Origin of the sequence: Thalassomonas sp. RHCl1, from assembly GCF_947387555.1 — a bacterium.
Lineage (GTDB): Bacteria > Pseudomonadota > Gammaproteobacteria > Enterobacterales > Alteromonadaceae > Thalassomonas.
This window is the reverse complement of the sequence record NZ_CANDNZ010000002.1, coordinates 452,561-467,430: the sequence shown is the minus strand read 5'-3', so window position 1 is coordinate 467,430 and position 14,870 is coordinate 452,561. Positions and strand designations below refer to the sequence as shown.

Here is a 14,870-nt window from a genome sequence, read left to right as displayed (position 1 = left end):
GGAAAAGAAGATGAGTCTACTTAACTTTTATTTTTCAGATCACAGTAACGAAGTTATCAGCCGCGGCAGTAACCATTCAGTATTAGGCATCACCAACGGCCATTACAGCCAGGGTGCTATCCAGTACCGGCACCCGGGCACCAATACCATATGCAGCGACAATATCCGCTATATCGAACCCACCCAGGAAAGCAGCGGCTGGGGCGGCAATGCCGCCGGAGCCACCATATTGGATCACATTCCCAACCTGGACAACTTTACTATGTCCTGCTGGGCAGACGCCAAAACCTTAGGTTTCTGGACCATTCCGTTTTTACTCAGACAAAACAACCAGTGGCGCTTTAGCATAGACTATGAAACCACCTCCAATAATACCCTGTATGTCTATATCAGTTACCACTCTCCCGAAGGCGGCTACCATTGGACCTATACCAGCTTTGCCCTGCCCGATAACAACTGGCATTACCTCACCGTCACTAAAACCCGGGACGATGCGCTGCGTTTTTATGTCAACGGCGAGCTGAAAGTCACCCAAACCACAGCTACGGGAGAATATGCTCTGCTTGACGATACGCCGCTGGAAATGAGCTTTCGCTCCGATCAGCAAAATAACTTCCATAACCCCGGCGCCAGGTTGGGCAACCTGAGATTTGATACCAGTGCCGCCACCGCCGAACAAATCAGGGCCCAGATGCTCGAAGATCTGGAGCTGCTGAAAAATCCCCATGTACTGGATGTTAAACAGGACAGCTTTACCAACAACAATGCCGCCGTTGTTTCCAATTACCCGGCGCACCCGCAGATCCCGCTGGAAAATACCCTGAACAACTTTACCCCGAGAACCGAAAGGATCGCCGGCACCGACTTCCACTACCTTGAAGCCGAACTAAACGGTAACGGCAATTATGTACAAATAGACCGCAATTTAAAATTCACCGAAACCGACAGCCTGGACTACCTCAGCGTTGCCGCCTGGGTACGGGTGCCCACCAACCTGCCCGCCATCAACGGCGACAACGAAGAAGAGATCATCGTCTCCTTTGACCGCAGCGAATATTTCCGCCTGTCCGTCAATGCCCCCTTCGGTACGGAAACCGGCGCTATTCTGTTCGCCACCGCGGCACAAATCGGCGATAACCGGGACATTCACGACCAAAGTCCCGCCGTCGGCCATAATATCAACGACGGCCAGTGGCACTTTATTAGCGCGGTTTACGACGGCGACAACCACACCAAGAAAATCTACCTCGATGGTTTGCTGATCGATACCGCCGAGGGGGTGCACAGCAATCATGGCAGCTTAGGAACGGGTGTCGACAGGGTCGGGTTTATCGGCGCCGGCAGCGAAGACGACGGCAGCGGCGATATTCACCTCGGGCCGACAAGTTCCAATTACATTAATATCGGCCGGGTAATTATCCGCCGGGATCTGCTGTCTCCGGCGCAAATCAAGGCGCTGATGGCGCAAAGACCCGGCAGCCGCCCCGCCGGACGGGATTTCTGGCTCGATTATCACTTAGACCGCCTCAGCGACGAACGGGTGCTGGACAGCTCAGGACATCAGCACGACGCAGTCTTTTCCGGCTTCCAGCGGCAAAGCGAACGCATCGGCGGCCGAAACTTCCCCTACCTGCAAAGCGTCAGCGGGCAAAACAGCTATTTGGATATCGTCGACAATTTCACTCTGTCGCGGGATTTAAACTATGAGTCTTTCGCCTTTTCCCTGTGGCTGAAACTGCCGCAAAGCCTAAGTGCAGATCAGATCCTGATCTCCATGGACAACAGCCAGTTTATGCAGGCCTGGGTGGATCAGGCCAGCAATACCCTGCGCTTTAACCTGGTGCATAACGGCGGCACCATACAGCTAAGCGGCAGCACCGCCATTAACGACAACCAGTGGCATTTTGTGACCTTCAATCTCGACTGCCCTGCCCGGCAGCTCAACATCATGCTCGACGGTACAGTAGAAGCCGCCGAGTTCTTTGAAAACATCGACCGCCCGGGGGGCATAGACGCCAATGTCAGGATAAAAGTCGGCAGCCAGAGCAACCTGTTGATGGGAGAAAACGCTCTATATTTCGACGGCGATATCGGCCCCGTCCGCTTTGAACGTTATGCGCTTGAGCTGTCGGAGCATAACGCCTGGCGCAAAAAAGACCGGCCGGATACCCAGGGCAACGGCCTGGTATTTAAACTGACCCGGTTTGAAAAATCCGCAAGCCAGGCCAACACCCTGCTGGACGAGTCCGGCAACAGCAACCACGCCAGGTTTGTCGAAATAGACATCAATACCGACGACGACCTGCACTACCTGGTGGCCGGCGGCGCCCAGCCCCAGGTGATGTTGCCCGCACCTTTAGTGCAGGACCAGAGCGCCGGTATCAGCCAGCTCTCTTTCGCCTGCTGGGTACAGGTGCCTGAGGGTATGGACAGCGCCAGCGTGATCCTCTCCTTCGGCAAAAACCACTACTACGAACTTGGCATTACCGACCAGGGCAAAGCCAGCCTGATCACTCAGGGGCATCAGGTGATCGACCCCAACGAAGTCGACAGCCAGTTCCTCAATACCCTGGACAGCGGCCTGGCCATCAACGACGGCCAGTGGCACCATATCTGCGCCATTTACGACGGCATCAACGGCTTTAAACGCCTGTATATCGACGGCCACCTGGACCGGGAAATTGCCGATCCCCACGAAGGCGCCCTCGGCTCGGGCACTACCCGTTACGGCATCATAGGCGCCCCCAGCTATTCCGAGTCTTTTGCCGACAATCCCCTGCCTGCCGATGCCCAACTCTTGTCCCGCGAGGCGGACGACATCGTGCGCATCGGGCCGCTCTACCTGTACAACGCGGCGCTGGACAACGTCAGCATAGAGCAGCTGGTAAACCAGGACAATTCCTACCTGCTCAACCGCCTCACCAAAACCTATAACCTGGACAAGGGTCATTATACCCAGGTACGTATGGTGCAGCATGAAAACCAGCTGGTATTGCTGGCACAGGCCAGCGACGGCAGGTACTACTACGCCGCGGTAGCGCCGCAAATCGTCAGCAACAGCGAGCGCAACCAGCGGGCGGCCGAACAGCTAAGAAGCGGCACCCAGGACAACAGCCAGGTACGCACCGACGTCTCCTACTGGCCGGCAGCCCTGAAACAGCTGCTCTTCCCCACCGAACTCAGCCAGGTGGGCTACAGCATAGTGGACAATTACCTCTTTGAAGATCAGCCGGAAGATCCCCGCGAGGACAACTACAGCATATCGGTATTTAACCGCTCCACCGGCATTCTCGGCGAAAACCAGCCGTTTAAGCTGCTCTCCGACGGCCAGTACCTGATCTTGTGCCGCCAGGCCAAATCCAAAGACGACGCCAGCGTACCCAGGCGCAACAACAAGGCTATCGTCGATAAAACCTTGCTGCTCGACCGCTTCGTGCTCACCGGCGATACCCTGACCCCCAAACTGGAATCCAGATATCAGCGCAGCCGCAACAAGGTCAGGCCCTTTAACAGCAAAGACTCAAAAGATGTCCGCGATCTTAACGGCAACTTCTTCTATGAACCCACCCATGAGCTGGCCTTTGTCGACGATCTCTATAACGGCCAGTTCGACGTCACCCTGGTACCAACTTCCACCGGCTCCCAGTCCCGCTGGTCGATTATGGCGCTGGAGCATAAACGTAAGCTGCTGCGCTATTTCAGCCTGCCGACGGCCAACGACGGCCTGTTCGATACTAAAGGCAAAACCTACTACACCAGTCCGGACACGCAATACCGGGACAGCATTTACCAGGACAGGCCGGGCCTGGATCCCTTCAGCGGCCAGCCGCTGATCCCTGTGCGCGGTAAACCCGGATCGGCAGGCTACGCCCTGTCGCTGATTTCCGGCAGCTACTTGCGACTGGACAATCCCTGGTTTGAGGCCGCCAATACCAGTGCCGGCAACGGCAAGCCGCAGCAGTTCACCCTGATGCTGAGGCTAAAATCCCAGCTGCCGCAAAGCGGCGACGGCCCCCGCTGGCTACTCAGTTCCGATAGCCATACCGGCTTGTCGGTATGGATAGCCAATAACAATATCCTGTATTTCGAATACGGCGGAGTCCAGCGCAGCATACCTGCGGTGATCCCCGATGAAAACTGGCACCAGCTGACCTTTGTCTACCGCCAGGGAGAGAGCATTATCTACCGCGACGGCGTCAGCCAGGCCCTGAGCTCCAGCAGCGAAAGCAAACCGGCCCAGCCCTTTGCCAGTATCGGTAGCGGCCAGTACCAGCTCGGCGGCGGCAGCCAGGATCTCGGTCAGGTGGACGATATCCAGTTATGGTCGCTGGCGCTGGAAAATGAAATCCTGTTCGATGCCGTCAATATCGTGCCCCAGACCAATGCCCCCGGCCTGGTGGCCTACTACGGCATCAACGAAGGCGCCGGCAGTGAAGTGTATGATCACAGCAGTAAAAAGCGTATCGCCACCCTGACCCCGGGCAGCGCCAACGGCCAGTCCCTGGCCACAAACGACTTATGGCGGCGCTCAACCGCCAACCAGTATGAAAGTACCGGCTTGGTACAACGCCTGTATAAACTCCACGATACTCCGGCGGCTGCCGATATCGATGACTACCTGGGTTTTGACCTCGAATATTACCAGGTGCAGGAAGACGGCATGAACGGCGACGGCGAACCCACCAATGTGCTCAGCGACCGCCGTATGATGCTCACCGCTGCCGTCGGCCAGGGCAACAGCACTAAGCTTGCGGCAGTGGATTTTGCCGTTGATCTCGACGGCACCCTGGCAAATGTCGGTACCCACCTGGCGCTGCCGGCTTTAGATACCGGCGGTCAGGGCTTGTCGCTTGAGCGCCTGGCGGAGCTGGAAACCCAAGTAGAAGCATTAAAGGCCAAATACGACATTGCCGTCGGCTGGCTCAGGCAGCATAACTTCCTGCTGACGCTGGATCAGGGCAATACGCCACTGGCCTTTGGCCGCGACGCCGCACTTGAGCTTAACTTCAACTACCTGATAAACCTGGATTACGATTTCAGCGACAGCACCAACCTGGATTTAAGCGCGCTTATCCGGGATAACGAGACTTTCAATGCCGCCTATGAGCAGGTCTTCCTGGTAGACCCCGACGACAGCAGCGGCAACCGCCTGACCCCCAGCCTGGACGGCAGCCTGATGGCGCTCGATGCCGATTTGTCCGGCCTGTACCCGAACTTCAGCGCCGATGCCATGGGCAAACTGCTGTTTAACAATGAAGATGTGAACCAGCAGCAAAACTACCAGACCTTTTTGCTGCAATTAAGCGAATTCCGATGGGCACGGGAAACCACCCGGCTGGCGGCGCAATATAACGGTGGCCAGCAGCAGATATTGTGGCCAAGCGGCGTTTTCCAGTATGTAACTGCAGCACCAAGCCACGGCGCCGGTCTCAACGTCGACCCCCACCTGCTGGTAACCGGCGTTATGCTGAACCTGTATTTCGATTATGCAGTCAAGCTGCAGCAGCTTAACGATGCCAGGGAAAACTATAACAGCGAAAGCCAGTTTATGATGCCGATCGTGGCGGCAGACCAGCGGGGTCTCACCGCCAAGGCGGGTTTTTTCAATGAAATACGGCCGCAAACCGCCCCCACCCTCAAACGCAACAGCAGCGGCGGGGTCGAAGTCTTCTTTAAAGGCCGCAACAACAAGATGCTCAGCGCCTACTATGGCACCGCCACCGGCCGCGCCATACACAGCCTGGCCACCAGCAACCAGGAAAAAACCTATATCCAGGCGAAATCCACCGAAACCGAATATAACCATACCCGCATCAGTATCAGCGACGGCAGCACGACCCAGCTGTGTAACCTTAATATCGTCAACAGCGCCCTGGGGTTGACGGAAACCTGGAGCGACGTGCCGAGGTCGCCGGGCAAGTTTGCCACGGTTGTCAACGGCAAGGCCTCGACCCTGACCGCCCTGGCGCTGGATCTGCAAACCTATGACTATACGAGTGTGATCACCGAAGCCGATACCAACGGCCTGGAGCTGGGCAGCCGCCTGATATATGTGGTACCGGCATCGAGCATCTCCCCTGCCAACAATTTGCTGGAGAATGTCAGCAACGCCCTGCCGGATGCGGTCTTTAAAGCCAACAGCTGGACCACGGACAAGGTAGATAAAGGACTGAACTTTAACGGCAGCAACCACCTGCAGGCCACTGCGGACGAGCAAAGCCGGGTACTGATCAACGCCCTGCAGGACATGACGCTGGAAGCCTGGTACCTGCCGCAGCTAACCGCCTCACCCCAGACTTTAATGGCCTACCGGGACCCACAAAACCGCCAGGCGGATATCCGTTTGAAACTGGTGCCGCAAAGCGATCCGCTGAAATATAAGATCAATTTCCAGCATGCCGGCAAGCAGTTCCAGTCCCGCACCAGCTATGCCTTTAACAGCCTGGCCCATTATGCCGTGGTGATGAAAAAACAAGGCGGGCTGGAGCTGGCACCGCGCGCGCGCAAGCTCACCGTTGACGATACCAGCGGCACCTTTGCCTTAAAAGGCGATACTACCTTAGATCTCACCTTCTCCCTGGCCAACACCCGCAAGGATGTCAACCAGGTGCTGATGCAAAAAGGCAATAACTTTAAGGTATTTGTCGACACCACAGGCAACCTGGCGCTGACTTTCCGCGACGAAGATGCCCACGAGTTCACCACTAAGCTGTCGAGCGGTACAGTCTTGCAAAACAATACCCGCTACCGGATTTTTGTCAGCATAGATCAGGCGGTCAATACCCGCGCCGCCCTTAACGATATCTACGCCAGCAGCACCAATGTCGGCTCCGCCACAGATCTGACTTCCTTGATCCCCGACGGCACCAGCTTCAGGCTCAACAATGCCGACAACTACACCATAGACAACTTCGCCGTACCCAGTCTGCCGGACACCAGCACAGACAGCAGCGGCGGGGCCAACTCACAATATATAGTGGCAGTGAACCTGGAAGTGTATAACCTGGACGCCGGCGATGATGTGCCCTCCCTGTCCCTGGACAGCCCGGACAAACATTATTGCGGTAACTTCCTCGACCAGCAGGATAACTCCGCCTTTGAGCTGATGACCAACCTCGGCAGCTCCCGCACCATCTACCAGGCCGCCTTCTGGTCCCTGCTGCGGGCCAAGGCGGATCAAAATACCCTGATTTCCGGCAGTGAAGAAGGCCTGACCGCCTGGTGGCCGTTCTCGGAAAATGCCGGCGGAGTGGCCGCCAACCGGCAAAACGACCAGCTGAGCCTGGACTTTTCCGGTGCTCCCGGCACACCCGCGGCCGGGTTTAACTGGCAGCTGGGCAGCGCCGATCAGGGCATCAACCTCTATGTCAACGGCAGGGAAACCGGGCTGGACAGCGTGGCTGTCGATCATATATCTGCCGGAGATGCCGTAATCGGCCTGCAATTGGGATGTGATGCCGGCCAGGATAACCATAGTGTCGGCCATCTGGGGGATCTGCGTCTGTGGCGCTCGGTGCGCAGCTATGAACAGATCATAGAAGCCGCCTTCTCCGCCACCCCCGGCAGCAGCCAGGACTTATTGCTGCATTATGACCTTAACCGCTCCGACGATAACCAGGTTTTTAACCAGGCGGCCAACGGCTTTGCCCTGAATATCGTAGAGCCGAGCAATGCCGAAAATACCGATCTCGTGGTCAGCCAGTCGGTAGCGCCTGTGGGTTACAATGCGCCCTTTATCCGCAATGTCTTCCTCGATGCCAACTCGCCGATGCATATCGAGATGAAAACCGACTCACCGCTGGATGTCGCCTACTATGCCGTCGCCAATCAAGGTTCTACCGGGGTTGAAGGCGGCTTGTATAAAGGAGCCTATGCCTATGTGGATAACGGCGAGCTGAAAATCTATACCGGCCAGCCGGTAGCGGAGCTTTATACCGAGTGGCTAAGCCAGGTACAGACAGATCCGCAGATCGTCGGCTTTATCGAAGGGGCGCCGCCGGTGCCGGGAGAAAACCTCACCGGCGGCGATTATAAAGGAGCGACTTCGGTGGCGGTCAGCACCAGTGAAAGCGACAATTACAGCTGGGGCCGCAGCCGCTCCGACTCAGGGTCTGTCGGCATTAACTTTGATTTTGGCATAGGACCGACCGTAGATGCCTCCAATAACTTCTCGCCGCTGGGCTTTGGCCCCAGCCTGAAAGTGATCAAGGCCAAATCCCGCTTTAACCTCGGCTTTAATGCTTCCTTTGGCGGCGGTTTCGATGCCAGCAAGAGTCTTTCCGCCAACCTGAGCCTGAGCCAGGAGCTGCAGCAAAGCCTGGGAGGCGAACAGGAAAGAAAACAAAACTACTACCTGACGCCCCAGCGGCGCTTCCAGCCGGATAACCTGGGGACGGCACTGGTAGAGTCGCTGACCGCAGATCTGTTTGCCCTGAGAATAAAACGCAATAAGGCACTGGTGGGTTACAGCGTAGTGCCCAATGAAGATATTCCCCGCGACCGGAATATCATACATTTCCCCATCAACCCCAAATACACCAAACAGGGCACATTGGACGGCAAGCTGGGCTTTAGCAGCCAGGACTCGCAGTTTGTGCTGATCAAAGATCCCAATTATCCGCAGGCCGCCACCTACGGCGAATACAGCTACTTCAAACCCAAAGAAACCTATCGCCTGATCCAGGAGATCGACGATAACCAGGCGCAGATCCAGGAGAAATATAACCAGTGGGATACCGGCAAACTCAGGACCTTTGATTACAGCCTGGGAGGCCTGCCGAGCCAGAACTCGGATGCCATTGTCGGCAGTTCGGATCAGGGCGAGCAAAACCGCCAGCAATACGAGCCGCCGAAGCTGGCATTTGCCGTCGACTTGTACAACCGCTATATCTGGACCGCCGAAGGCGGCATGTACAAGGAAAGCTCAGGTTATACCGAGGAAGTAAAAAATTCCTATACCGGTAAGTTCAACTTTAAATTCAGCGCCAAGGCCGGCTTTAAAACCGATATCGTGCTCACCGCCGTTGCCTTTGATATCGGCTTGGGCCTGAGTGTCGATGCCAGTTTGAACCTGTCTACCACTAAGTCTAAAAGCAGCAAGGACGGCTTTAGCCTGTCCGCCAGCGTTTCCGGGGAGAAAGATCTGCAGCTTTACACCATCAATGAAGCCGAGCGCAGCTTTTACGGTGCGGCAGAAGTCGGTGATGCCGCCTATGATCTTGACACCGCCATCAGCACCCCGCATGGCGAATATACCCCGGGCACCGCCATCAACCGCCCCGGTAAAGTCGATGCCTACCGCTTCTATTCCTTCTTCCTGCAGCCCAAAGAAGCCTCCTTTGATTACCTGCGGGAGATGGTGATAGACCAGGCCTGGCTCAGGGAAAGTAATGATCCCGGTGCGGCCGCGCTGCGCCAGGTACTCAAACCGGGGGTGCCGCTTAGGGAGAACGAGAAGTCCAAACCCTGGCGCATCATGCACAGGGTATCCTATGTCAGCCGTATTTTACCGCCGGTCAGCGGGACCTCCGGGGAAACCACCACAGAGCAGAAAGTCGGCAGCAAATTCGGCAGTAACCACCAGTTACTGAGATTACTCGAACCTTATGTTTACGCCGATGATCTCACCAGTGGCCAACTCGATGCCCGGGTACGCAATGCCGTCAACCTGTATTTGCCCGAGTTTAGCGATCACCAGAGCAAACAATATATCGTTAACCTGTTCAGGGATTATTATGGTCTGGTATAAACCATAAAAAAAGCTGCACTAAGATGTGATACTAAGGCCCTTAACATATTGAAATTAAGGGCCTTATCTTTTACCAGCCAGCAACATCCGCCTTCCCGTTCCCGCCTGTAAAAATCAGCAAAAACAAATTAAGTTGTACGCAACTTAATTTGACACTACTATTATTCATTATCTAGCTTCATAACCTTCAGGAAAGAAAATGAGCCAAAACATCTATGATTTTAGCGCCGAGGACTATAAAGGCGATCCGGTTGAATTAAAGGACTATCAGGGCAAGGTAATGTTAATCGTCAATACCGCCAGTGCCTGTGGTTTCACCCCGCAATATAAAGGCTTGCAGGAGTTATATGCCAAACACAAAGATCAGGGACTTGAAATACTCGCCTTCCCCTGCAATCAGTTCCGCGAACAGGAAAAAGGCGATAACGCCGAAATAAAGGCGTTTTGCGATCTGCAATTTAATATCAAGTTTCCACTGTTTGGCAAGATTGATGTCAACGGCGATAACGCCCATCCGCTGTTTAACTTCCTTAAAGCACAGGCGCCGGGCATTCTGGGCAGTAAAGGTATCAAGTGGAACTTCACCAAGTTTTTAGTCAACAAAGAAGGCAAGGTGATCAAGCGTTACGCCCCGGCCACTAAGCCGCAGGCAATTGAAGCAGATATTGAAAAACTGCTATGAGCGACACCCTGCAACTGGAAAAACAACTTTGCTTTCGTCTCTACAGCGTCAACAAGGCCATGAACCGTTTATATGCCCCTATGCTCAAAGAGCTGGGCTTAACCTACCCCCAGTATTTGGTGATGCTGGCCTTGTGGGACAAGCCCAAAGCAGTGACGGTAAAGCAGCTGGGAGAGATGCTGGATCTTGACTCGGGTACGCTCTCGCCACTGTTAAAACGCATGGAAAAACAAGCGCTGCTGCATCGCAGCCGCAGCGAGTTTGACGAGCGCAGCGTGCAAGTCTCCCTCAGTGCCCACGGCAAAAATATTCGCAGCAAGGCCAAGTTGATCCCGGCCAAAATGTTTGCCAAAACCGGGCTGCCCCTGGACGAGTTTTTGATGTTGAATAATAAGTTAGATCAGCTATTAACCAGGTTAAGCGAAAGCTAACCGCTGTTTACTCCGGCTGAGCCCGTCTGCTGACAGGATTTGGGCTCACCGGAGCACTTCGTTTTTATCTCCTAAAACAGGGTATTGTGCAGCTGCTCGACCACGGTATTGGCATCGCTTTCCGGTACCAGGAAACACAGGTTGTTGTCGCTGGCACCGTGGCAGATCATGCGGATGTTAAAGTCGTTGATCTTATCGAAGATATTGCTGCCTAGCCCTTTTGCGGCATGCAGGCCATTACCTATCACCGCCACCAAAGACAAACCGTGCTCTACCGAGACTTCACACAGCTGCTCCAGCTCCGCCACTACGGTACTGGTTAGCAGCGCCTGGGTAGTGCCAGTGGGGTTATCAAAGGTCAGCGCCACACTTATCTCACTGGTGGTGATCAAATCAACACTGAGTTCGTGTTTCGCCAAAATAGAAAATACCTTGGCCAAAAAACCGCTGGCATGTAGCATCGCCGGGCTTTTTACCGTCACCAGGGTTTGCTCTTTTCTCAGCGCTATCGAGCGGTAAGTCGGGTTTGACTCCACTTGCTGTTTAATTAACGTGCCGCCTTTTTCCGGCTCTTTACTGGAGCCGACAAACACCGGGATATTTTGCCGCATTGCCGGGATCAAGGTCGCCGGATGCAGAATTTTTGCGCCGAAGGTGGCCATTTCCGCCGCCTCACCAAAACTGATTTCTTTAATGGCCCGTGCCTGGTCGGTAATGCGCGGATCTGTGGTAAAGATACCGACAACATCGGTCCAAATCGCCAGGTTATCGCCGTCAAGGGCTTCGGTGAGCAAGGCCGCGCTGTAATCCGAGCCGCCCCGACCTAAGGTAGTGGTGTGGCCTAAACTGTCACTGCCGATAAAGCCCTGGGTCACTATCACTTGCTTTGCCAGCTCAGGCAGCAAAAGCTCCTGACAGTTACGTTTTAGTTCGGCTAAATCCACCACCGCCTTACCGTATAAACTGTTGGTTTTCATCACCCGGCGCACATCAAAGCAGCTGGCGGCGATATCTAAAGACTGCAATACCCGAGAAAAAAGCAGTGAGCTGAACTGCTCGCCATAGGATAAGATGGCATCCGCCGTCTGGGCCTTGTATTCATTTGCCTGCTGCGCAGCAAGGACTTCCAGCTCGCTAAGCAGTGTCTGTATTTGCAAGTCCAGTCCGGCTTCCTCCGGCAATTCTCGCCGGATATTAAACTGAATTTGCGAGATGGCTGTGATGATTTGCTCCCGCTCCTGCGCGCCGACATTTTCCTGGCTTAAGCGCACCAGATAGTTAGTCACCCCGGCACTGGCAGAAACCACCACCACTTTGTTGGCAAGGTCATTTTTGATAATAGTGGCGCAGCGCAGCATCGCCTGGTAATCGGCGACACTGGTGCCGCCAAATTTTGCCACGGTCAAAGCATTTACCGCATCCTGGTTTGAAGCATTTACCCCTAGTGACATGAGACCCCCGCATAAACAAGGTTGCAAACATTACCTGTGATAGCCCTACTATAGGCGACAAAAGGCTTGATAATAAAAGATTTAATAAAAGAAAACATATAACTTCTCCCTAACAGGCATAAACCTGAAAACATTAAGGAAGAGCGTGACTGAGCAGATAAGCATTCATGAAGAATTGTGACCTTACATTTTCAGCCAGAAGCTCTCCACCGAATAGCAAGCTAAGGTTTTTAAACATACCCAAAAACTTGCCGAAAACGAGTGACAGTCCCAGGGATTCAACCCTGGTAACCGAGTGCTATTGACCACAAGCAATAGCGCTCTCGGCGTTAGTCCCCCTCAATAACCGTCTCAGGAAAAGTGGTTCCTCGTGTTATCTACCTGGCTAACGCGCCTCTTCTGGTGCTGCTGCTTTCGTACGCTTACGCGATAAAGCAAACAACGGGGCCATTACAGCCTATTTTTCGGCTAATTGCAATAGCCTTTTAGACGTCTATGTAATTTTATTTCAAAAAAGGGCAAAGCTTATGATTAACGAAGGGAAAATTGCTATAGTGGGCGAAATTACCTGATAGAAGACATTCAAGCCCCAAGATGGATTTATTTCTCCTGAAAAAAGTGATCGGCCTTTTGCTGATGCCGGTCAATCTCATTTTACTGCTGCTGCTCTTTGCCCTGATTTTCTACAAAGTCAAACCGGGTTTGAGTTTCAAGTGCTTAGTTTTAGGCTTTTTCACCCTGTTACTGTCAAGCCTGCCGCCGGTCGCCGATAAGATGATGGCGCCGATAGAAAGCCAATACGAGGCCTTTCGCCGCTCGAGCAAACCTGTCGATTATATTGTCATTTTAGGTTGTAGCCACAGCAACGACGATGCCCTGCCCGCCATCGCCCAGCTGGAATATTGCTCGCTGCAGCGTTTGGCTGAAGCTGTGAGGATATATAAGTTACATCCGGAAGCCACCTTAGTCTCTACCGGCAGCGCCGTGACTCAAGGGACAACCAATGCCGAAAAGGTCAGGCAGGCAGCCATCAGTTTGGGCATACCCGAGCATAAAGTCATCAATGAAAATAATGCCCGCGATACCGAAGAAGAAGCCGAACTAGTCGCCCCCAGGGTACGGGGCAAACATATGGTGCTGGTGACCAATGCCGATCATATGCCCCGGGCGATGGCCTACTTTAAAGCGCAGGGGTTAAACCCGACACCGGCGCCGGCGGCTTTTTGGGTCAAGGGAGAGCAGCAAAACAAAGAGTGGCATTATTACTTTCCCCATGCCAAAACCCTGGTGCAAAGCACCCGGGCCTGGTATGAGTCTCTGGGCCAGCTGGCCTTATGGTTCAAATCCCTGATTTAAAGCCGTTTATCTACACCGGGTTGTTGATATCAATAAATTCCACCGATAAATCGGTATGCTCTGCCAGGTATGCCGCCAGGGCTTTAGCGCCGTAACGCTCGGTGGCATGATGGCCGGCGGCGAAGAAATGGATATCCATTTCATGGGCAACATGTGTGGTTTGCTCCGAGGCTTCACCGGTAATAAAGGCATCTATGCCCTGCTCAGCCGCCAGATCGATATAGCCCTGACCACCGCCGGTACACCAGGCCACGGTGCGTATCGGTTTATTCGACGGCGGCGGTATATGCAGACACTGGCGGTTAAGGGTTTCAGTGATACGTGCCGATAAGGCTTCCCCGCTTACTTCATCGGCAAGCTGCCCCTGCACCGCAACGCTCAGCGGATTACCCAGCTCCAGCGGCCCTGTGGTTTCAATGCCCAGCAGCTTGGCCAGTTGCGCGTTATTACCCAGCTCGGGATGGATATCCAGCGGCAGGTGATAGGCAAATAAATTAATATTATTTTCTAACAGCGCCTTAATACGGTCATGTTTCATACCGCGGATCACATAAGATTCGTTTTTCCAGAAAAAACCATGGTGCACCACCAGCGCATCGACTTGATGGGCGATGGCCTGGTCAATAAGTGCCTTGCTGGCAGTAACCCCGGTAATGACCTTTTTAATGTCATTGCTGCCCTGTATCTGTAAACCGTTAGGACAAAAGTCTTTAATTTGTTCCGGTTTTAACAGCTGGTTCAGTTGTTGCTCAAGTTCATTGCGTAGCATATTTTAATATCTTTTAAGGATGACTGATCTATTGGCTGCATAATAAGGCATTTACCTAAGTCTCGGCAATATAACTACAAGATCAGCATCATAATCTTCCTTAAACGGGCCCGTTTTTTAGCCAGAGCTGATAGCGGGTGCTGAAAAACACACCAAGACTTGCAGGCTTTTTGATCGCCGGATACTGGTGACCAAGAAAAGTTCCAATTTGTTTTATAACAAAATATTTCAAATTATAGCCTTTTTATCATTTTTTTATTTCTTATTTTTCAGTCAGATAGAGAAGCATTATTAATAAAAGGCAAGCAGGAGATGCTTAACACGACACATTCATTGCCGATTCTTTCATTGCCAAATGCAGTGTTTTTCGCTAAAACTTGGGCGGTAAAATGACTTTTAGAACAAGATGTTAAAAGAGTGTTACTTTGATTGG

At 53.5% G+C, this 14,870-nt stretch carries 6 protein-coding genes and 1 riboswitch; of the genes, 4 read left to right on the top strand and 2 right to left on the bottom strand.

Going from position 1 to position 14,870, the window contains the following annotated elements; all coding sequences use genetic code 11:
- Window positions 1-10: 10 nt before the first annotated feature.
- The 3 genes from QL234_RS08035 (at window position 11) to QL234_RS08025 (ending at window position 10,861) form a co-directional block, all read left to right on the top strand.
- A complete protein-coding gene (locus QL234_RS08035) occupies window positions 11-9,748 on the top strand; it encodes a LamG-like jellyroll fold domain-containing protein (RefSeq protein ID WP_281557306.1) in 9,738 nt (3,245 codons plus the stop codon).
- A 199-nt stretch (window positions 9,749-9,947) separates the two neighbouring features.
- The gene (locus QL234_RS08030; RefSeq protein WP_281557305.1) at window positions 9,948-10,430 is read left to right on the top strand and encodes a glutathione peroxidase; all 483 of its coding nucleotides are present in this window, start codon (window positions 9,948-9,950) and stop codon (window positions 10,428-10,430) included.
- Window positions 10,427-10,861, top strand: coding sequence for a MarR family transcriptional regulator (locus QL234_RS08025; protein WP_281557304.1), 435 nt, complete (start codon window positions 10,427-10,429; stop codon window positions 10,859-10,861). Before QL234_RS08030 ends, QL234_RS08025 begins: the two co-directional genes overlap by 4 nt.
- A 71-nt stretch (window positions 10,862-10,932) precedes the next feature.
- Here QL234_RS08025 and lysC read toward each other — a convergent pair whose 3' ends face one another.
- The gene (gene lysC, locus QL234_RS08020) at window positions 10,933-12,312 is read right to left on the bottom strand and encodes a lysine-sensitive aspartokinase 3 (protein ID WP_281557303.1); all 1,380 of its coding nucleotides are present in this window, start codon (window positions 12,310-12,312) and stop codon (window positions 10,933-10,935) included.
- A 191-nt stretch (window positions 12,313-12,503) separates the two neighbouring features.
- A riboswitch (Lysine riboswitch) is annotated at window positions 12,504-12,719 on the bottom strand.
- Between the two features lie 187 nt (window positions 12,720-12,906).
- Here lysC and QL234_RS08015 point away from each other — a divergent pair.
- Window positions 12,907-13,668, top strand: coding sequence for an ElyC/SanA/YdcF family protein (locus QL234_RS08015; RefSeq protein ID WP_281557302.1), 762 nt, complete (start codon window positions 12,907-12,909; stop codon window positions 13,666-13,668).
- A gap of 10 nt (window positions 13,669-13,678) precedes the next feature.
- On the opposite strand, the gene QL234_RS08010 is transcribed toward QL234_RS08015, so the two are convergent.
- The gene (locus QL234_RS08010) at window positions 13,679-14,437 is read right to left on the bottom strand and encodes a Nif3-like dinuclear metal center hexameric protein (RefSeq protein WP_281557301.1); all 759 of its coding nucleotides are present in this window, start codon (window positions 14,435-14,437) and stop codon (window positions 13,679-13,681) included.
- Window positions 14,438-14,870 lie beyond the last annotated feature (433 nt).

Excerpts from the sequence above, each read along its gene's own strand:
- QL234_RS08025 (WP_281557304.1), top strand. The coding sequence starts at position 10,427 with ATGAGCGACACCCTGCAACTGGAAAAACAACTTTGCTTTCGTCTCTAC.
- lysC (WP_281557303.1), bottom strand. The coding sequence starts at position 12,312 with ATGTCACTAGGGGTAAATGCTTCAAACCAGGATGCGGTAAATGCTTTG.
- QL234_RS08030 (WP_281557305.1), top strand. The coding sequence starts at position 9,948 with ATGAGCCAAAACATCTATGATTTTAGCGCCGAGGACTATAAAGGCGAT.
- QL234_RS08010 (WP_281557301.1), bottom strand. The coding sequence starts at position 14,437 with ATGCTACGCAATGAACTTGAGCAACAACTGAACCAGCTGTTAAAACCG.
- QL234_RS08015 (WP_281557302.1), top strand. The coding sequence starts at position 12,907 with ATGGATTTATTTCTCCTGAAAAAAGTGATCGGCCTTTTGCTGATGCCG.
- QL234_RS08035 (WP_281557306.1), top strand. The coding sequence starts at position 11 with ATGAGTCTACTTAACTTTTATTTTTCAGATCACAGTAACGAAGTTATC.